Annotated in this window: 18 protein-coding genes; 11 read left to right on the forward strand and 7 right to left on the reverse strand. The window is 61.7% G+C overall.

The genetic code is table 11. The features are described 5' to 3' along the window. Nucleotides 1-72: 72 nt before the first annotated feature. Complete coding sequence (locus tag ACYQ14_RS11750; protein WP_459888392.1) at nucleotides 73-372, reverse strand: DUF6432 family protein; 300 nt, start codon at nucleotides 370-372, stop codon at nucleotides 73-75. Between the two features lie 227 nt (nucleotides 373-599). On the opposite strand from ACYQ14_RS11750, the gene ACYQ14_RS11755 reads away from it, so the two are divergent. The 3 genes from ACYQ14_RS11755 (at nucleotide 600) to ACYQ14_RS11765 (ending at nucleotide 2,642) form a co-directional block, all read left to right on the forward strand. Further along, nucleotides 600-1,646 carry a DUF7093 family protein gene (locus tag ACYQ14_RS11755; protein ID WP_459888394.1) on the forward strand — a complete coding sequence of 349 codons (1,047 nt, stop codon included), beginning with the start codon at nucleotides 600-602 and terminating at the stop codon, nucleotides 1,644-1,646. A gap of 245 nt (nucleotides 1,647-1,891) precedes the next feature. Then, nucleotides 1,892-2,275 carry a DUF5611 family protein gene (locus ACYQ14_RS11760; protein ID WP_459888397.1) on the forward strand — a complete coding sequence of 128 codons (384 nt, stop codon included), beginning with the start codon at nucleotides 1,892-1,894 and terminating at the stop codon, nucleotides 2,273-2,275. A 178-nt stretch (nucleotides 2,276-2,453) separates the two neighbouring features. Further along, entirely contained in the window at nucleotides 2,454-2,642 is a 189-nt protein-coding gene (locus tag ACYQ14_RS11765) for a hypothetical protein (RefSeq protein ID WP_283835850.1), read from the forward strand. Nucleotides 2,643-2,674: 32 nt separating this feature from the next. Here ACYQ14_RS11765 and ACYQ14_RS11770 read toward each other — a convergent pair whose 3' ends face one another. Continuing rightward, nucleotides 2,675-4,198 carry a heme-binding protein gene (locus ACYQ14_RS11770; RefSeq protein ID WP_459888400.1) on the reverse strand — a complete coding sequence of 508 codons (1,524 nt, stop codon included), beginning with the start codon at nucleotides 4,196-4,198 and terminating at the stop codon, nucleotides 2,675-2,677. A gap of 137 nt (nucleotides 4,199-4,335) precedes the next feature. Between ACYQ14_RS11770 and ACYQ14_RS11775 the strand changes: the two genes are divergently transcribed. After that, complete coding sequence (locus ACYQ14_RS11775) at nucleotides 4,336-4,863, forward strand: PadR family transcriptional regulator (protein WP_459888402.1); 528 nt, start codon at nucleotides 4,336-4,338, stop codon at nucleotides 4,861-4,863. A 244-nt stretch (nucleotides 4,864-5,107) separates the two neighbouring features. On the opposite strand, the gene ACYQ14_RS11780 is transcribed toward ACYQ14_RS11775, so the two are convergent. The 3 genes from ACYQ14_RS11780 to pyrH all read right to left on the reverse strand — a co-directional run bounded on the left by ACYQ14_RS11780 (nucleotide 5,108) and on the right by pyrH (nucleotide 9,460). Further along, a complete protein-coding gene (locus tag ACYQ14_RS11780; protein WP_459888405.1) occupies nucleotides 5,108-6,952 on the reverse strand; it encodes a site-2 protease family protein in 1,845 nt (614 codons plus the stop codon). Between the two features lie 76 nt (nucleotides 6,953-7,028). Beyond that, complete coding sequence (gene lysS / locus ACYQ14_RS11785; RefSeq protein WP_459888407.1) at nucleotides 7,029-8,738, reverse strand: lysine--tRNA ligase; 1,710 nt, start codon at nucleotides 8,736-8,738, stop codon at nucleotides 7,029-7,031. Beyond that, complete coding sequence (gene pyrH / locus ACYQ14_RS11790; RefSeq protein WP_459888410.1) at nucleotides 8,735-9,460, reverse strand: UMP kinase; 726 nt, start codon at nucleotides 9,458-9,460, stop codon at nucleotides 8,735-8,737. Before pyrH ends, lysS begins: the two co-directional genes overlap by 4 nt. 156 nt (nucleotides 9,461-9,616) lie before the next feature. On the opposite strand from pyrH, the gene ACYQ14_RS11795 reads away from it, so the two are divergent. The 3 genes from ACYQ14_RS11795 (at nucleotide 9,617) to ACYQ14_RS11805 (ending at nucleotide 12,286) form a co-directional block, all read left to right on the forward strand. Further along, on the forward strand, nucleotides 9,617-10,447 hold the full coding sequence (locus ACYQ14_RS11795; protein ID WP_459888413.1) for a molybdopterin synthase: 831 nt from the start codon (nucleotides 9,617-9,619) through the stop codon (nucleotides 10,445-10,447). A 253-nt stretch (nucleotides 10,448-10,700) separates the two neighbouring features. Then, nucleotides 10,701-10,940 carry a DUF7123 family protein gene (locus ACYQ14_RS11800; protein WP_283835861.1) on the forward strand — a complete coding sequence of 80 codons (240 nt, stop codon included), beginning with the start codon at nucleotides 10,701-10,703 and terminating at the stop codon, nucleotides 10,938-10,940. Between the two features lie 173 nt (nucleotides 10,941-11,113). Then, a complete protein-coding gene (locus ACYQ14_RS11805; RefSeq protein WP_283836359.1) occupies nucleotides 11,114-12,286 on the forward strand; it encodes a site-2 protease family protein in 1,173 nt (390 codons plus the stop codon). Nucleotides 12,287-12,292: 6 nt separating this feature from the next. Here the strand turns inward: ACYQ14_RS11805 and thiL are convergent, their stop codons facing one another. Continuing rightward, a complete protein-coding gene (thiL, locus tag ACYQ14_RS11810; RefSeq protein ID WP_459888415.1) occupies nucleotides 12,293-13,207 on the reverse strand; it encodes a thiamine-phosphate kinase in 915 nt (304 codons plus the stop codon). Between the two features lie 199 nt (nucleotides 13,208-13,406). On the opposite strand from thiL, the gene ACYQ14_RS11815 reads away from it, so the two are divergent. After that, nucleotides 13,407-13,862, forward strand: a complete 456-nt coding sequence (locus tag ACYQ14_RS11815; RefSeq protein WP_459888418.1) for a 30S ribosomal protein S19e — start codon at nucleotides 13,407-13,409, stop codon at nucleotides 13,860-13,862. Here the strand turns inward: ACYQ14_RS11815 and ACYQ14_RS11820 are convergent. After that, nucleotides 13,853-13,999, reverse strand: coding sequence for a hypothetical protein (locus tag ACYQ14_RS11820; RefSeq protein ID WP_459888421.1), 147 nt, complete (start codon nucleotides 13,997-13,999; stop codon nucleotides 13,853-13,855). The two genes, ACYQ14_RS11815 and ACYQ14_RS11820, sit on opposite strands and share 10 nt — an antisense overlap. A 28-nt stretch (nucleotides 14,000-14,027) precedes the next feature. Between ACYQ14_RS11820 and ACYQ14_RS11825 the strand changes: the two genes are divergently transcribed. The 3 genes from ACYQ14_RS11825 (at nucleotide 14,028) to hisS (ending at nucleotide 16,406) form a co-directional block, all read left to right on the forward strand. Next, entirely contained in the window at nucleotides 14,028-14,378 is a 351-nt protein-coding gene (locus tag ACYQ14_RS11825) for a DNA-binding protein (RefSeq protein WP_283835867.1), read from the forward strand. Next, nucleotides 14,378-14,968 (forward strand): DUF7411 family protein, encoded by a 591-nt coding sequence (locus tag ACYQ14_RS11830; RefSeq protein ID WP_459888424.1) that lies wholly within the window; start codon nucleotides 14,378-14,380, stop codon nucleotides 14,966-14,968. The genes ACYQ14_RS11825 and ACYQ14_RS11830 overlap by 1 nt, the downstream gene beginning before the upstream one ends. Before the next feature lie 139 nt (nucleotides 14,969-15,107). Beyond that, nucleotides 15,108-16,406, forward strand: a complete 1,299-nt coding sequence (gene hisS, locus ACYQ14_RS11835) for a histidine--tRNA ligase (RefSeq protein ID WP_459888426.1) — start codon at nucleotides 15,108-15,110, stop codon at nucleotides 16,404-16,406. Nucleotides 16,407-16,416 lie beyond the last annotated feature (10 nt).

Below are 16,416 nucleotides of genomic sequence, written 5' to 3' on the forward strand. Positions count from 1 at the left end.
TCTCTCGAGTGATTCATCCGTTCGCACAGAGCCTCGAGTGGTTCGCCCGCTGTTCGAGTGACGCTGTGCTCGTTAGAACGGGAACCGCTCGCGAACCCAGTCGCGAAGTGACGCCCCCTCGTTCTCGTCGTCCGGTTCGTCGGGCACCACTCGATCGTCGGGTCTGATGACCGCGCCGCGCCCGTCTCGCTCGACGACGATCAGATTATCGTCTTTGAGCGTCGCCAGCGCGTCCTCGAGATCGTCTATTTCGACCGAAACGGCCGCGCGAAGCTCGAAGACGGTCATGCCGTCCTCGATATTGTTGACAAGCACGTCGAGTACCGCCACCTGCGTTCGCTCTCGGTCCCGGTACTCTCGCTTCGCTTTCATCCAGTGACGTATTTGTCGACCCGGGATTTGACGTTTGCCGTTCGACTGGGGGTCTAGACGCGGCTCGTTCTTTCGTTCGTTGACGTCTCTGCTGGAGTGTCGTCGTATTCACTGGATCAGAGGGCTCTCGATGCGCTTCTCGCGATATCGGCTAGCGACTGTCTAGCCGTCAACGAGTATACCACTTGCAGTACGTTTTTTATGCCGTGAATAGATACGATTGGATAATGGTACTGCGATGTTCGCTGCTCGGCCACAGTTACGGCGAGCCCGAAGTCGATCGCGAGCGTGAAGAACGGGGCAGCGAAGTCGTCCTCACTGTCACGGAGTTTCAAGCGTGTCAGCGCTGCGGTGAGCGAAACATCATCACTGAGAACACGGAAGTGACAAGCATCGTCCCTGATGAGACGCCTGCTCGCGCTTCGAACGCACCTGATGATTCCGACCAAGCGCCAGACCCTGCTCGTTCTACGCCGCCTGAACCGTCCACCGAACAGGCTACGGGCATCGAGCCCGACTCGAGTGGTATCGTGGATGCTGAGCGCGATGCTGAGCCCCTCGATGCCGAGGCCGCCGTCTCGGCTGAACAGATGCCGGCCGAGGCCGCTTCGGATGACGGCGCCGACGAAATCGACGTTCCGACGGACGAAAACGACGAGCCGATCGTCGACGACGGGGAAATCCTCGAGGACGACGGCGACGATGACGACCCGATTTCGGGCGATCGGCGCCACGGCGAGTGGCCCGACTCGGCGGACGTCGGCCCGCCCGTCGGAAGCGATACCGAACCCAGCGCCTGGCCCGACGACGAACAAGAGCGTGCACAGGCCGTAGCCGACGACGAAGACGTCGGCGACCGGCCATCGGAACTCGAGGAACAGCCCGAGGACGACGCCGTAATCCTCGAGAGCGGGTCGGAGACGACGGCCGACTCGAGCGGCAAGCAGTTCGACCACTCCGTCGATGCGAGCGGCGAGCCGGCTGCTGAACCCGGTTCCGATCCAGAGCCCGCTGACGGCTCCGAGACGAGCGCCGTTCAGGTTGAGTCTGTCACCGAGCCCGCCGCTGGCTCCCGGTCGTCGGGTCCCGAAACCGGTATCACCAGCGCAGAGAGCGCACCTGCTCCGGGAGAGAGTTCGCTTCCAGACGGTGCGACTACGGAGTTTTTCTGTCCGCAGTGTCGCTTCGTTGCGCCGGGAGATAGCGGCTCGCTCCGAACCGGCGACATCTGCCCCGAGTGCAAGAAGGGCTACATCGGCGAACGAACGGCGTAGTCGGCCCCCCGGACGCCGACTTACGCACGCTATCGGAATTCCGCCGCACACTGCATCGCTTCGTTCTGATTTCGCGTTCCGGTCGGCAGGTGTCTATTGACATCCTCCCCGCGCTGAAGCGCGAGGTTTTCTCCCCGATTTTCCGTAACTTTGCGTTTACCCGAGCGGCGTCCATCTCCATCCCGTGACTTCGCCAGCCGGAGACTATGAAAAGAGGTAAACACTCCGCCGTATATCTCCAATTTATGAAGGAGTACAAGATGCGACGTGGTGAACACCTCGAGGATCGGATTCCGGATATGGAAGCCACGGTCGAGGAGTACTTCGGACCAATCACCGGCACAGAGGAGTTCAAAGGAAGCGATCTCTACGTTATCGCCGAGCCGGACAACCCCGTCTTCGAACGTATTATCGTCGGTGCGGTCGAGTACTCCGGCAAAAAGGATAAACTCGCCGTCGATTTCGTCGAACGCGATCCCACCGAACTCGGCCCCGACGAACTCGAGGCCGCTGGCGACGCCGTCGACGCGAAAAACGATTTCCTCCTCGAGGCGACCGCTCGAGACGCCAAGTCCCGACGCGACTCGCTAAAACGCTCCGTCGAGGACGATCCGGACCACGATTTCTAGAGTCGGTTTCTTGTTCCGTTTCGATCCATTCACCGCCGAGAGCCTGCGGCTTCGCCCGTCGAAACAGTCGGTTCTGGAACTCCGAGGGACGTTCGCCTCTGAGACTTGAGACGGCGTCTCGCGCTCCGGAGCGTCTGCTTCGAAATAGCTAAAACGTTTTCACCGCAATCGCCCGCTAATGGAACTGCAGACGTTCATCTTTGCGACGGCAGTTGCACATCTCGGTTTCGCGATGTTCATCGTCGGTCACGCCTACTGGACTGATCAGGAGTCCGGAAACTGGCCGTACATCACGCTCGCGTTCGGACTCGCGGGGCTTGCAGGCTATTTCTTTTACGACGAACTCGAGGGGTCTGGCGGGATTTAACCCAAGGAGGGCGATCCGCAGGTTCGGCTGGATTATGCCAAGAAGACGTGTCGCGGCCGGTCCGCGAGAACGTCGCGTCCGAACTCGACAGTTTCAGCGAACGCGTCGCTTCGGAAGAACTCCATCGCGTCCTCGCGGGAATCCCAGCGGCTGGCGATGAACATATCGAGTTCGTTTTCGCGGTTGATCAGCAGATCCGTTTTCCGGTGGCCGTCCATATCGGCCAGCAGACCCGCGACGTCGTCGAACGTTTCGACGAAATCCTCCTGGTGCTCATCTTTCACCGTGTAGAACATTCCCATTGTTCCCCAGGAATCGGACTCGTCGTCTCCGGCCTGTCGAACGATCTCAGGGAGGTCTGAGAGAAATCCGGCCGCCGTACTCGCCGCACGCTCGGTGTCCCAGAGACTCACAATAGCCGTTTCGGCGTCCTCGGCCTCGCTTTCGTAGACGGCCGTCTTCACGTGCGTGTCGTAGTGATCGAAATTCGTTCGCAGGCCGTCAACTTCCTCGAACAGTTCCTCGGGGCTGGCCGCCGAGTAGAGGACGACCGCGTGAACGTCCTCGCCGTGTGGCTGGCCGGCGTAGACGCCCACGTCCTCGAGTTCCTCTCGGATGTCCGCGTCGTCTTCGTCGTCGCGGTCGGAGCCGCCGCCGTGGTCGTGGTGGCCGTCTCCGCCGGACCCGCCGTGATGTCCACCGGACCCGCCGTGGTGGCCGCCTTCGTCACCGTGACCGCCTCCGTGTCCGTGGCCCGAACTTGCGGCCTCCTGTGGCACGAACTCACCCGAGAGGTACGCGCCGAGGTTTTCGGGTGCAAACCGGCGGCCGAAGAGGAATCGGCCGAACTCGCCGAACCGGGAGCTCGAGGGATCGAATCGCATTTCATAAAGCAGTTCCTTGATATCGGTCGGATCGTCGCCGAAGAGCGTGATGCCCCACTCGTGGTCGTCGAGGCCGATACTCCCGGAGATGATCTGCGTGACTCGCCCGGCGTACTGCTTGCCGATATCGCCGTGGCCGGACATGTACTCGGCTCGCTCGTCGAAGGAGAGGTCGTACCAGTTCCACTCGTCGTCGCGGCGCTTGTCCATCGGGTAGAAGTTCGCGTACTCGAAGTCCGGAATTTCGGGTTTGAGCCGCGATTCGATGTACCTGGCCATGCCGGTGTCCTCGACCTCGCTGTCCTCCTCGAAGTACTCCTCGGACATGTAGCCCGAGACTTCGGTCACCGACACGTAGGAGTCGACCTGCTCGGTAAACTCCGCGAGGGCGGTGTGTTCGAACCGCCGCTCGAGCACGTCGATATCCGCGGGTGACGGCCGAAGATGCAAGAACATGAGGTCGGCCTTGTGGCCGAGGATCCCGTACGTCGCCGAGTCGCCTTCCTCGGCGTCCTCGAGTCGTTCGCACGCCGAAAGGTACTCGATTCCCTCCGCGATTGCCTGCTCGCGACGCCGTTGCGGTGCGTCTCGCCAGGCGTCCCAGTCGATCGACCGGAAGTCGTGAAAGACGTACCAGCCTTCCTCGGTCTGTGGCGGTCTGCGTCGTTCCATACGAGCGAGTTAGGCCGGGGTCGCTAAGAAGGACGGGGTTTTCGTCGCAGGGAGAGCGTAGCGCGGATATCCCGTCGCCGGCTGGCAGTTGCGCCGACCGAAACCATTTACGTTCGCCGATTTAAATCAGGGCGTATATGCGGAAAAGCGGGCCACCGAAAGGACTCATCGCCTATCTCGTTCTCGAATTGCTCGAGGAAAAGCCGCGATACGGCTACGAGATACTCAAAGAAATTCGCGACATCAGCGGCGGTCACTGGGAACCATCCTACGGCTCCGTCTACCCGATCCTGTACAAGTTCGAAGAGAAGGGGTGGACCGAGCGAATCGAGCGCGAGGACGAGCCCGACCGAAAGTACTTCGAACTCACCGACTCGGGGTACGAGGAACTCGAGGACAGGCGCGCGAGCGGCTCAGAGAAGGCTCGAGACTTCGCCGACGTCATCCTCGGCTTTTTCCACGTCTACGCAGCCTTCTCGACGGACGAGCGGTTCGAAATCCCGAATCTCGAGGGCGAATGGCGCTTCGACGAGGAGTTCAGCGCGTGGGTCGTCGAACAGGTCGTCCGCCATCACGAACATTACTTCGACAACGACTTCGAACGCATCGAGGACACGCCCGAGGAGTTTTACGAGCGCCACGACGTCGAGCACGACGACGAGTGATTGCGGACGGGTATGCGGACCAGTCGTTCGTCGTTGGTTTGCTCGAGTTCTTGTGGTAAGTATAGGCGGAGGTGTTACCGCTGCGGTCGTGACGCAAGCACTGCACCCGCGAGCGACCAACGGGAGCGAGCGGCTTTTTAGCGTAGATTTTTGGAGGAGTGGTGAGCGAGCAACGCGAGCGAACCCGACGAGAAAAAGGTACGTTTGCAGGCGTAGTGAACACCAGCAAGCTATTGGACGCTTCTCAGGCCAGCATTCCGGGCGCGAATATCATTGCGAGGAAGCTGATCAGCATGGTGACGCCGACGATCGTCGTGACCATCCGGATCATCCCTCGAGTCGTCTCGATGGGCAACCGGGAAGCGACAGCTTCGGTGCTCGTTCGGAGGATGTGACCGCCGTCGAGCGGGAACGCGGGAATGCAGTTGAAGAAGCCGAGTTGGACGTTGATCCAGCCGGTCCAGAACAACAGGTTCGCGATGATGAACACCGTCCCGTCGCCCAGTGCCGCCAGCGACCCCTGCACCTCGTAGAAGTTCTCGACGCCGCCGGTGAAGCCGGCGAAGTTAAACGGCAACAGATCTGTGATCCCGATAATTGGGAGAAACAGGACCAGTACCATCTTTCCGAGGAACGAGTCCGTCATCCCGCCAAAGCTGTCGTCTCCGTCGCCACCGAGAATGGAGAGATACTCGCCGGCGGGGTAGTACTGAACCCCGAGGTCGTTCATCGATATTCCCGAAACCTCCTCAATCGTGCTCTGTGCGCCGATGAGGCCGTAGTCTACGTCCGAACTTTCTCCGAGCGTCACGTCGTACTCGACGGGTTCGTCACCGGCGTATCCCGAAACGACGACCTCCTGACCGGGTTCGGTTCCCTCGAGGAACGTGTAGAGTTCTTCGGTCGACTGGATCGGCTCTCCGTCGATCTCGGTAACGATGAGCGGCTCGTCCGTCGGCGCACCCGCCTCTCCCACCGGCCCGTTCTGTGCGACTTCGATGGCCGCGCCGATCGGTACGTCCTCGAGGTCGACGATCTCGCCGTTATCACCGCGTTCGACCGTGAGCGTGACGGTTTCCTCGTCACCGACGGCGTCGAAGAAGGCGGCTTCCGTGCCGACGTCTTCGCCGTTGACCTCGAGAATCGTATCGCCAATGTCGACATCCGCTGGCCCGCCTTCGATCGCGACAGTGACGAGTAAGGATCGCTCGACGGTCGTCGTCTCCTCGCCGTTGAGTTCTACCTCGACCTCGTCGCTGTCGATTCCTGCGAGCAGTTCGTCGAGGTGGTCGTTCGATTCGACCTCGGTCCCGTCGATCGCGGTGATCCGGTCGTTCGCACCGATATCGGCGTTAGAGGCCGGTGAATCTGGTGCAGCTCCGGCAACCGATGCGCCGGGTGCGACGGCGATCGAGCCCGCGATCGGACCGAACAACAGGACGAAGACGACGATGGTGATCGCGAAGTTGTTCGTCACGCCGGCCGCGAACATCCGCGTCTGACCGCCGCGACTCGCGTTTTTCGAACTCTCCTGTTCGGGTTCGACGAACGCCCCGATCGGCAATAGTGCGAGCATCGCGACGCCCATCGATTCGATGTCGATATCCTCGACGCGACAGAGCAATCCGTGGCCACCTTCGTGGACGACGAGTCCGACGAGCAGGCCGAAGACGATACCGGGAGTCGCAGAGAGCGGGAGGAAATCGTTGACACCGGGGATAACGAGGACGTTCCGCGGCGTCTGGATTCCCGACGGCTCCGGCGACAGGAGCGCGCCGACCGCCGCGAGCAGGAGGAAGACGAACATACTCCCCATCACGACGATGGCGATGCCGACGCCGAAGTTCGCCCAGGCCCGCCAGAATCGCTTCGGGCCCGCTAACCAGTCCAGAAATGCCCGTCCACGTTTCGTGTGGATCGTCAGAATCGGTCCCTGCGCGCCGACGTACGACGGCAACAGATTTCGCTTCCGAAGCGCGATGATCGCGAGCCAGTACGCCGCGAGACCGACGAGAATCCACGATAAGATCCCCGAGGTAAACATCTCGAGGAAAGCAGGTGATGTCGCTGTAAACGGACCGGACTCCATTATCACCCTATCAGGGAGGGGCTCTCAAATGGCTTTTGTCTACGAACGCTCCGAAATTCGACGGCCCACCGTCCCGTTACCGTTCGCGTCGAAGCCGGCCGACGACGAATTCCTGGTCTACTTTCGCGAGAAACGGTCCGAGCTTCGGTCCCTGTTCTTCGTCGAAAAAGAGCCTGTAGCCGGCCGAGAAGAACGATCCCATGTCGACGTCGTGGCGCTTTGCGGTCTCGTAGATCTCCTCTTGGATTTCGTCGGGACCGTGTCCCTCCTCGATGAAATCCGCGAGTTCCTCGAGGGCCGTCTCGGTCGTCTCGTCGAAGTCGTGGTCCGGAATCGCGCTGCGTTTGAGTTCATAGTCGAACTCGTTCTCGGTTCGGCGCGCCCAGTTTCGGGCCTGCTCGACGCGACCGAGCGCGCCCTCGACGGCCCATTCTGGCGCGTCGTCGGGAATGTGTCCTTCGTGACGGGCGATTTCTTCGCGCAGGTCCGGGTCGTCGGTCATGCCCAGTACCGCGGCAAAGGTGTAGGGAAGCCGGATCCGTTCTTCGTCCGGTTCGTCGACGACGAGCGGGTAGACGCGCTCTGCGAACGCCTTCTCGTCTTCGCTCGCCTCGACCTCGTCGTAGTAGATCGATTCGAAGCGGTCGAACTCGTCGACGAGCAGATCGAGTCGCTCGACGCTGAAGTCTCGAGCCTTGCTCGGGTCCTTCGCGAAGAAGTACCGGAGCACTTCGGGCTCGATCAGATCGAGCACGTCGGAAACCAGAATCACGTTTCCGGCGGAGGAGGAAAACGGCTCGCCGTCGAGCGTGAACCACTCGTAAACCATTGGAACCGGCGGTTCGATCCCGAGTACGTTCTCGGCGACGTCGATCCCGCTCGGCCAGGAGCCTTCGGCGTGGTCCTTACCGAAGGGCTCGAAGTCGACGCCCAGCGCCTGCCACTGGGCAGGCCACTCGAAGCGCCAGGGCATCTTCCCCTCGCGGAGCGTGGCGGTTCCCTCGTGGCCGCAGCCGTCGATCGTCTGGTCGCCGGCGTCCATGTCCGTACAGCGGTAGTCGACGGTTCCGGCCTCGAGGTCGATCCCCGTCACCGTCTCGGTAATTTTCCCGCAGTCGGCACAGATTGGGTTGAACGGAACGTATTCGCCGTTCTCGTCCACTTTATCCTGATATTTCGAAAGTACTTCGCGCGCCGTGTCCCGGTTCTCGAGGACGTGGCGAGTGATCTCCTCGAGATCACCGTTTTCGTACAGCTCGGTCGTCGAGACGAACTCAAGGGGCACGTCGACCGCCTCGGCGCTGTCTCTGATGATTTGTGAAAAGTGGTCGCCGTAGGAGTCACAGCACTCGAAGGGGTCCGGAATGTCGGTGTAGGGCGCGCCGAGATTTCGGCCGAGCGCGCCGGCGTTTACCTCGCCCAGGTCGACGAGGTTCCCCTCGAGGTCACAGAGCGTCCGCGGGAGTCCGCGAAGCGGGTCGCGGTCGTCGCCGGTGAACACTTGCGTGACGTCGTGGCCGCGTTCTCGGAGGACCTCGGCGACGTAGTAGCCGCGCATAATCTCGTTGACGTTCCCGAGGTGGGGAACGCCGGAGGGCGAGATTCCGCCCTTGATGACGACGGGCTCGTCCGGATTTCGGGCTTCGACTCTATCCGCAACGTCGTCCGCCCAGAAGGCGTGGTGCGTTTCGTTCCCGTCCTCGCGCTGGAGGGTGTACGGACTCTCCGAACCGGTCGTTTCGGTTTCGTCGATCCCGTCTTCGGGTGCGTCCGAATTGGGACTCATTGCTCGTCGTTCGCCCAGTAGGTCGGTTCCTCGCCCGCGCGTTCCGGAATAACGTCGGTTCCGTCGTGTTCTCCTCGGCGAACGGCTCGCGCGACTCGGTCCGGGTCGGTGCCGTCGAGGACGATGGTTCGCATCCCCGAGCGCTCGATAATCTTCGCCGCCAGCAGGTCGACGGGTGCGGACGCTCCGGCGTTCATCTCGAGGCCGGCGATCACGTCGACGAGTTCGCTCGCGGTGAGTTCGTCGTACTTCGTCGCGTCCTCGGTCTCGTTAGGGTCGTCGCTGTAGACGCCGGGGACGCTGGTCGCGTAGATCAACAGGTCGGCGTCGACGTACTCCGCGAGGGCGGCTCCGACGGCGTCGGTCGTCTGTGCGGGTGCGACGCCCCCCATTATGCAGATATTCCCGCGGCGGAGCGCTTCGCTCGCTTGCTCGTAGTTATGTGCCGGTGCGGTGACCGACTCCTCGCTGAGCGCGGCGATGAGCAATCGCGCGTTTAGCCGAGTGACGTCGATCCCGAGCTGATCGAGTTCGATCTCGTTCGCGTCGAGCTCTCGAGCCGCGCCGATGTAGTCCCGAGCGACGCCGCCGCCGCCGACGACGGCGCCGACGCGACACCCTTCCGAGACGAGGTTTTCGACGACGTCGGCGTGTTCTGCGACTCGAGCCGTACTCGGGTCGGGCACGAGAACGCTGCCACCGATAGAAACGACCACTTTCATACTACAGCGGTGTAGCGTGGTGGCGGGCTTAAGGATTATCAAGCCCGGCTCCGAGCGGGTGGGACTCTCTTTCACCGTACTCGTTGCCGCCCACAATTCGGCTGCTCGCCTTCGAGGGCGACAGCTACAAAGACCAACACGTCCTACCGTTCTCGTATGCACGTACTCGGTATTCTCGAGCGCGACTCGAGCGACGAACTGCTCGATCAGGTCGTCGACCGCGTCGTCGATCGGCTCTCTCGAGCGGGTCGCGTCGGCGTAGTTCGATACGATGCGACGATCGCCGACGGCACGCACGAGTCACTAACGCCTGGTGGCGACGTTACGTACGACCTCGGTGCCGACGGCGACTGGACCGCCGCCGGAACAGGGCTCTCCGTCGGGGATGCTCTCGACGCGCTGGCCACCGACTGTGAGTATGCGGTCGTCGTCGGCGTCTCGACGCTCCGATACCCCTCGATCGTAGTCGGAGCGGCGGACGAACCGTCGGCTGCCGGAACCGTTCTCACGTCGGTCGCGTCGGCCAGCGACCTCGAGGAGGACGACCTCTTCGACGCGCTCGAGCGCCACGAACCGTACGAAACCCTCGAATCGCTCGTCACCGACGTCAAACGCTCGCCGGAGGCGGATCAAGCGGGTGCGATCGCCACGTTCACCGGCCGCGTCCGCGCAAAAGACGACCCCGACGACGAGCGCACGGAGTACCTCGAGTTCGAGAAGTACGAGGGTGTCGCACAACGGCGCATGGCCGCGCTTCGGGAGGATCTCGAGTCTCGCGACGACGTCTACGAGGTCGTGATGTACCATCGGACGGGGGTCGTCAAGGACGGCGAGGATATCGTGTTCGTCGTCGTTCTCGCCGGTCACCGCGAGGAGGCGTTCCGAACGGTCGAGGACGGGATCAACCGATTGAAGGATGAGGTCCCGTTGTTCAAAAAGGAGGTCACCGTCGAGGACGAATTCTGGGTACACGAACAGTCGCAATAATTTATATCTATGCATTAGGATATGTATTAATGAGTTTAGTATCATAAAGCGAATGTTTGAAAATCGTGAGTTTCAAAATCGAAATAACGTATTAGATTCGGTTATAAAACTTCTAACTGAATATGAAACAGTCATAATGGCGATTATAAATGGGTGTGAAACGTCTCTGGCCCCCCTTCTTCCTGAATACATCCGAAATTCTGCTAACCGACCTCCCTTTATAACATACTTCCCCGACAAGGAGCTACTGTCGATGAGCACCACAGCCCAACCCTCCACGGAAAGCAAGGAACGTCGCCTCAAGAATTACCTGCGCAATCGCGCAGAGGACGGCGAACTGTACTTCAAAGGGAAGTTCATCGCTGACGATGTCGGCATGTCCCCCAAAGAGATCGGCGCGCTAATGGTCAAGCTCTCGGAGTCCGCGACGGACCTCGAGGTCGAGAAATGGTCGTACACGAGTGCAACCACGTGGCGCGTCGAACCAGCCTGATCACCGCTTCCACCTCCAAGTCACACGTTGTACACCTCCTGTCCGTGTCGGCGCGTCAGTGACGCTATCCGACACACCCCTTCCCGCCGTTTTTCCCAGACACGATATCCGCCAATCATCACTGTCTGTCACCCGGCACGTTATTTATACGACACGAGGGTGAACCACCGATGATGGACGGTCCGGATTCGTCCGATGTCGGACGACACTGGTATTCCTCCGCCGGAACTGACGTCGACCCTCCCGCTGATGGTCCCTCGCTCGAGCGAATCGAGTCGACGTTCGTCGTTGCTGAAACGCGAACGGAGGACGAGACGCTTCTGTACTTCGGCACGCCGCTCGTTTCGCCGGAAGCGATGATGCGCGAGCTGTGGTCCGTTTTTCGGGAGTCAGGCTACGAGGCGCAGCTCACGGTTCGGGAGGGAAACTACGTGATCGTCGCAGAGCCGACCCAGATCGGCATCAACGGGATTCCCTGGACGAACCTCTTTTTGTTCGTCGCGACGGTCGTCTCGACGCTCTTTGCCGGTTCGATGTGGTACTACATCGACCCGTTTTCGAACCCGACTGAAATTTGGCGGGCCTGGCCGTTTACCGCGGCCCTTCTCGGCGTCCTCGGCGTTCACGAGATGGGACACTATTTGATGAGTCGGTACCACAAAGTCGACGCCTCGCTCCCCTATTTCATCCCCATACCGACGCTTATCGGGACGATGGGTGCGGTCATCAAGATGAAAGGTCGAATGCCCGACCGAAAGGCGCTGTTCGATATCGGCGCTGCGGGCCCGCTCGCGGGGTTGATAGCCACGATCGGCGTAATCAGTATCGGCCTCCATCTGCCACCCGTCGAGCGGCCCGATACCCTCCTCAACAATCCGAACACCGTCGAGTTCATCCTCGGCTACCCGCCGTTGATGGAGTTTCTCGCATCCGTCTTCGATCAGCCACTGTATCAGGACGACCCCACGAGAGACGTGAATCCGGTCGTCATCGGCGGCTGGGTGGGATTGTTTGTCACGTTCTTAAACCTCATCCCAGTGGGCCAACTCGACGGCGGGCACATTCTCCGTGCGATGGCTGGCTCCGTTCAACGAACGATTGCAGCACTCGTTCCCGGCGTCCTGTTCGCCCTCGCGGGATATCTCTACTACGTCAGCGGACACGACATCAACTCGGTACTCATCTGGGGTTTCTGGGGGTTGATAACTGCATTTATCGCCACTGCAGGTCCTGCCCATCCCGTTCGAGAGGAGACACTCGATACGAAACGACTCGCGCTCGGAATACTCACGTTCGGCCTCGGTATTCTCTGTTTCACGCCGGTTCCGGTAACGGTGGTCGGCTAGTTGATCTTATTCTTTCTCTCCGTGCGTGTATCCTCGATCAGGAAGGGGTTCCCCGTCCATCGTTATACCATCGTCGACGACAGCCCCGATCGGTGTGAGTGCCACTGTAATCGCTTTTCGAGCCGATTCGAACGCCGATTCGGGAATCGTTACGACGAGTTCGAAGTCCTCGCCGAAGGTGGTCGCCCGCTCGAGCGCCTTCCCCTCCGTTTCGGCCGTCTCGAAGACGGCGTCGTCGATCGGGATCTCGTCGGCGTCGACGGCGAACCCGCAGTCCGACGCCTCGGCGAGTTGGTGGAGCGACCTGGCGAGCCCGTCACTCGAGTCCATCATCGCCGTCGCGTGGGGCGCGAGCGCTCGTCCGGCGGCGACTCGCGGTTCGAACCGAAACAGCTCGTTCGCGCGTTCCCTGTCCGCATCCCGATCGCTCGATTGGGTTCGGTCTCGAGCGCGCTCGAACAACTCGAGGGCGGCCGCGCTGCGCCCGAGCGTCCCGGTGACGCAGACGAGGTCGCCGGGTTGAGCACCGCTTCGGAGAACGGGATCGGCGGTCGTACCGAACGCCGTCGTTACGGCCGTAAACTCCTCGTGGTCGTCGAGATCGCCGCCCACGTACTCCGCGTCGACGAGCGCGCAGACGTCGCTCGCGCCGCGGACGAACGCGAGCAGTTCCTGCCGGTCGAATTCGGGAGCGGCGTAGGCCGCGACGGCGGCGGTCGCCTGCCCGCCCATCGCCGCGACGTCGGAAAGCGATGCGCCGACTGCTCGCCACCCCGCGGTGTATCGGCTCGTTCCCGGTGGAAAATCCGTCGTCTCGTGAAGCATATCCGTCGTCACCACGAGGTCGTCGACGACGGCGGCGTCGTCTCCCACCGACTCGAGTTCGTCCTCGAGCACTGCCAGCGCGGCGCGTTCGTCCATGCCCTCCCTTTCGCCTCGAGTGCGAAAAACGGTCCGGCACGATCGAACGATCTAGATCGTGCCGGGGACACGACTGTGGCGTCCGTCGGCCGTCGTAGCGTGCCCGGCGTCGACGGCCGTGGCGTGTCACGACAGGCCATAGTTGCCGGCTGCACCCACAACGATGGTCTTAAATGCCGCGGAAGGGAACCAAACGCCAATGGCTACGATGTACGACGTTCCGGCGGACGCGCTCATTCAGGCGCTCGCCGAGGACCTCGAGGACCGACTCGACGAACCCGACTGGGCACAATTCACGAAAACTGGCGTTAGCCGCGATCTTCCGCCAGAGCAGGACAACTTCTGGGCAGTTCGCGCCGGCAGCCTTCTCCGCAAGGTCGCCGACACCGGACCGGTTGGCGTCGAGCGCCTCTCGACCGAATACGGCGGTGCGAAGAGCGGATCGAACCGCTACCAGGTCTCGTCGGACAAGCGAACCGACGGCTCGCGCAACATGATTCGAACCATCCTCCAGCAGCTCGAAGAGGAAGACCTCGTCGAGACTGCAGAAGGAGAAGGTCGCCGAATCACCGCCGAGGGACGCAGTTTCCTCGACGAAACCGCCGGTAACGTCCTCGAAGACCTCGATCGACCGGAACTCGAACGCTACGCGTAGAGACCGACACCGCCGTCGACAGTGGGCGTATTCGCGTCCGCAAGCGGGAGATTGGGACGAGGGAACGGAACGATCGACTCGTTTTCGAACCGATCACGCCCGGAGCGGTTGCGCTGATCGCCCCGGTCCGTAATCATTTTCCCCACTGCGAGAGTAGGCGATTGTATGAGTGGCACCCCTGACGACGAGAATATCGAAGAGCTCCGTCAGAAGAAAATGGAGGAGCTACAGAACCGTGCGGAGAACCAGGGCGGTGACCAGGGACAGGAAGCCGCAAAACAGCAGGCCGACGCCCAGAAACAGGCGCTGCTTCGAAAACATCTGACCGATGAAGCCCGCCAGCGGCTTAACACCGTCAAGATGAGCAAAGAGCAGTTCGGCGAGCAGGTCGAACGACAGGTCGTCGCCCTCGCCCAGAGCGGGCGCATTCAGGGCAAGATCGACGACGAGAAGATGAAACAACTGCTCAAGGAACTCCAGCCCGAGAAGAAGAGCTTCGATATCAAGCGGCGCTGATGGAGCTCGGATTGCTCTACAGCGGCGGCAAAGACTCGACGCTCGCGGCGTTACTTCTCGAGGAGTTTTACGACGTCACGCTATTGACCGCCCACTTCGGCGTTACCGACGACTGGAAACACGCTCGAGCGACCGCCGAATCGACGGAATTTACGTTCGAACGCCTCCAGCTCGAGCCGGGCGTTGCCGAGGAAGCCGCCGAGCAGATACGCGAGGACGGGTTTCCGCGCAACGGCATTCAAATGGTCCACCAGCACGCACTAGAGCGGGCGGCCGAGGAAGGCTACGACGCTGTCGCCGACGGGACGCGCCGCGATGATCGTGTTCCCACGGTGTCGCGCGCGCAAGCCCAGAGCCTCGAGGATCGCCACGAGGTCGATTACATCGCCCCGCTCTCGGGTTTCGGGCGGACCGCCGTCGATTGTCTTGTCGAGAACACCCTCGACGTGACCGTCGGCCCGAGCGAAGAGATCACGCGGGCCGATTACGAGGCCGAACTCAGAGCGCTTCTGGTCGATTCGGCGGGTGAGGCGGCGATCGGAGATCTCTTTCCCGATCACGAACAGACCCACGTGACGGACGTTCGGTGACGGGCGGCCACGTCGCGGATCGGTCAGTAGCGAGGCGACCTGCGTCACGGATTTTCGATTTCTCGAGCGGACGACCACTCGAGGAGAACCGCGGCCGCGAACGAAAGGTTAGAAGTTCGCGCTCGCCAAACGACTGCTCATGTACGACCGGATCAAGGGCTTTCGTGATATCTATCCCGGCGAGATGGCCGCCAGACGCGAGACCATCGACACGCTGGAGGAGACGGCCCGTCAGTACGGCTTTCGCGAGATCGAAACGCCGGCCTTAGAGCGCGCGTCGATGTGGACGGACAAGAGCGGCGACGATATCGTCGACGAACTCTATTCGTTCGAAGATCAGGGCGGACGCCACGTGACGCTCACGCCCGAGCTGACGCCGACCGTCGCGCGGATGGTCGTCGCCAAGCAACAGGAGCTTTCGAAGCCGATTAAGTGGTTCTCGACGCGGCCGTTCTGGCGCTACGAGCAGGTCCAGCAGGGCCGCCAGCGCGAGTTCTATCAAACCAACGTCGATATCTTCGGCTCGAGCGAGCCCGAAGCCGACGCCGAGATTCTGGCGTGGGCCGCCGACGCCATGACCGGGCTCGGCCTCGCGGCGGAAGACTTCGACTTCAGAATATCCCACCGCGACATTTTGGGCGGCGTGCTCGAGACCTACGACGCCGATATCGACACCGAGGCGGCGATCCGCGCCGTCGACAAGTCGGATAAGATCTCTCAGGCCGAGTACCACGATTTACTCGTCGGGGCCGGACTCACCGTCGACGAGGCAGTAGAGTTCGACGAACTGATCGCTTCCGGCGACCTGGAGGCCGTCGAGTCGTTCGCCGGGACCGAGCGCGTGACCGAGGCGGTCACAAACCTTGAGAACGTGCTCAAGGCCGCCGAGGACTTCGGCGTTCGGGAGTACTGTACGATCTCGCTCGAGACCGCGCGCGGACTCGATTACTACACGGGGATCGTCTTCGAGTGTTTCGACTCCGCTGGGGAGGTTTCGCGGTCGATTTTCGGTGGCGGCCGCTACGACGACCTCATCGAGCAGTTCGGCGGCCAGCCGACGCCAGCCGTTGGCGTCGCGCCGGGTCACGCGACCCTGCCGCTGTTGATGCAACGGGCGGGCGTCTGGCCCGAGGAGGAAGTGACGACGGACTACTACGTCCTGCAGGTCGGTGACACGCGAACGGAGGCCGCCCGGATCTCTCGAGCCCTCCGCGAGCGCGGCCACATCGTCGAAACCGATATCGCCGGCCGTTCGTTCGGCGCACAGCTCAACTACGCCGACTCGATCAACGCCGAGACGACGGTTATCGTCGGCGAACAGGATCTCGCGAACGACGAGGTGACGATCAAGGATATGGAGTCGGGCGATCAGATCCAGGCCCCGGTCGAGGATTTCCCTGGCGACCTCGAGCGGCCGACAACCGAGGACTTCTCGTAACCCGATAGTG

This window comes from Halostagnicola bangensis (assembly GCF_054653435.1).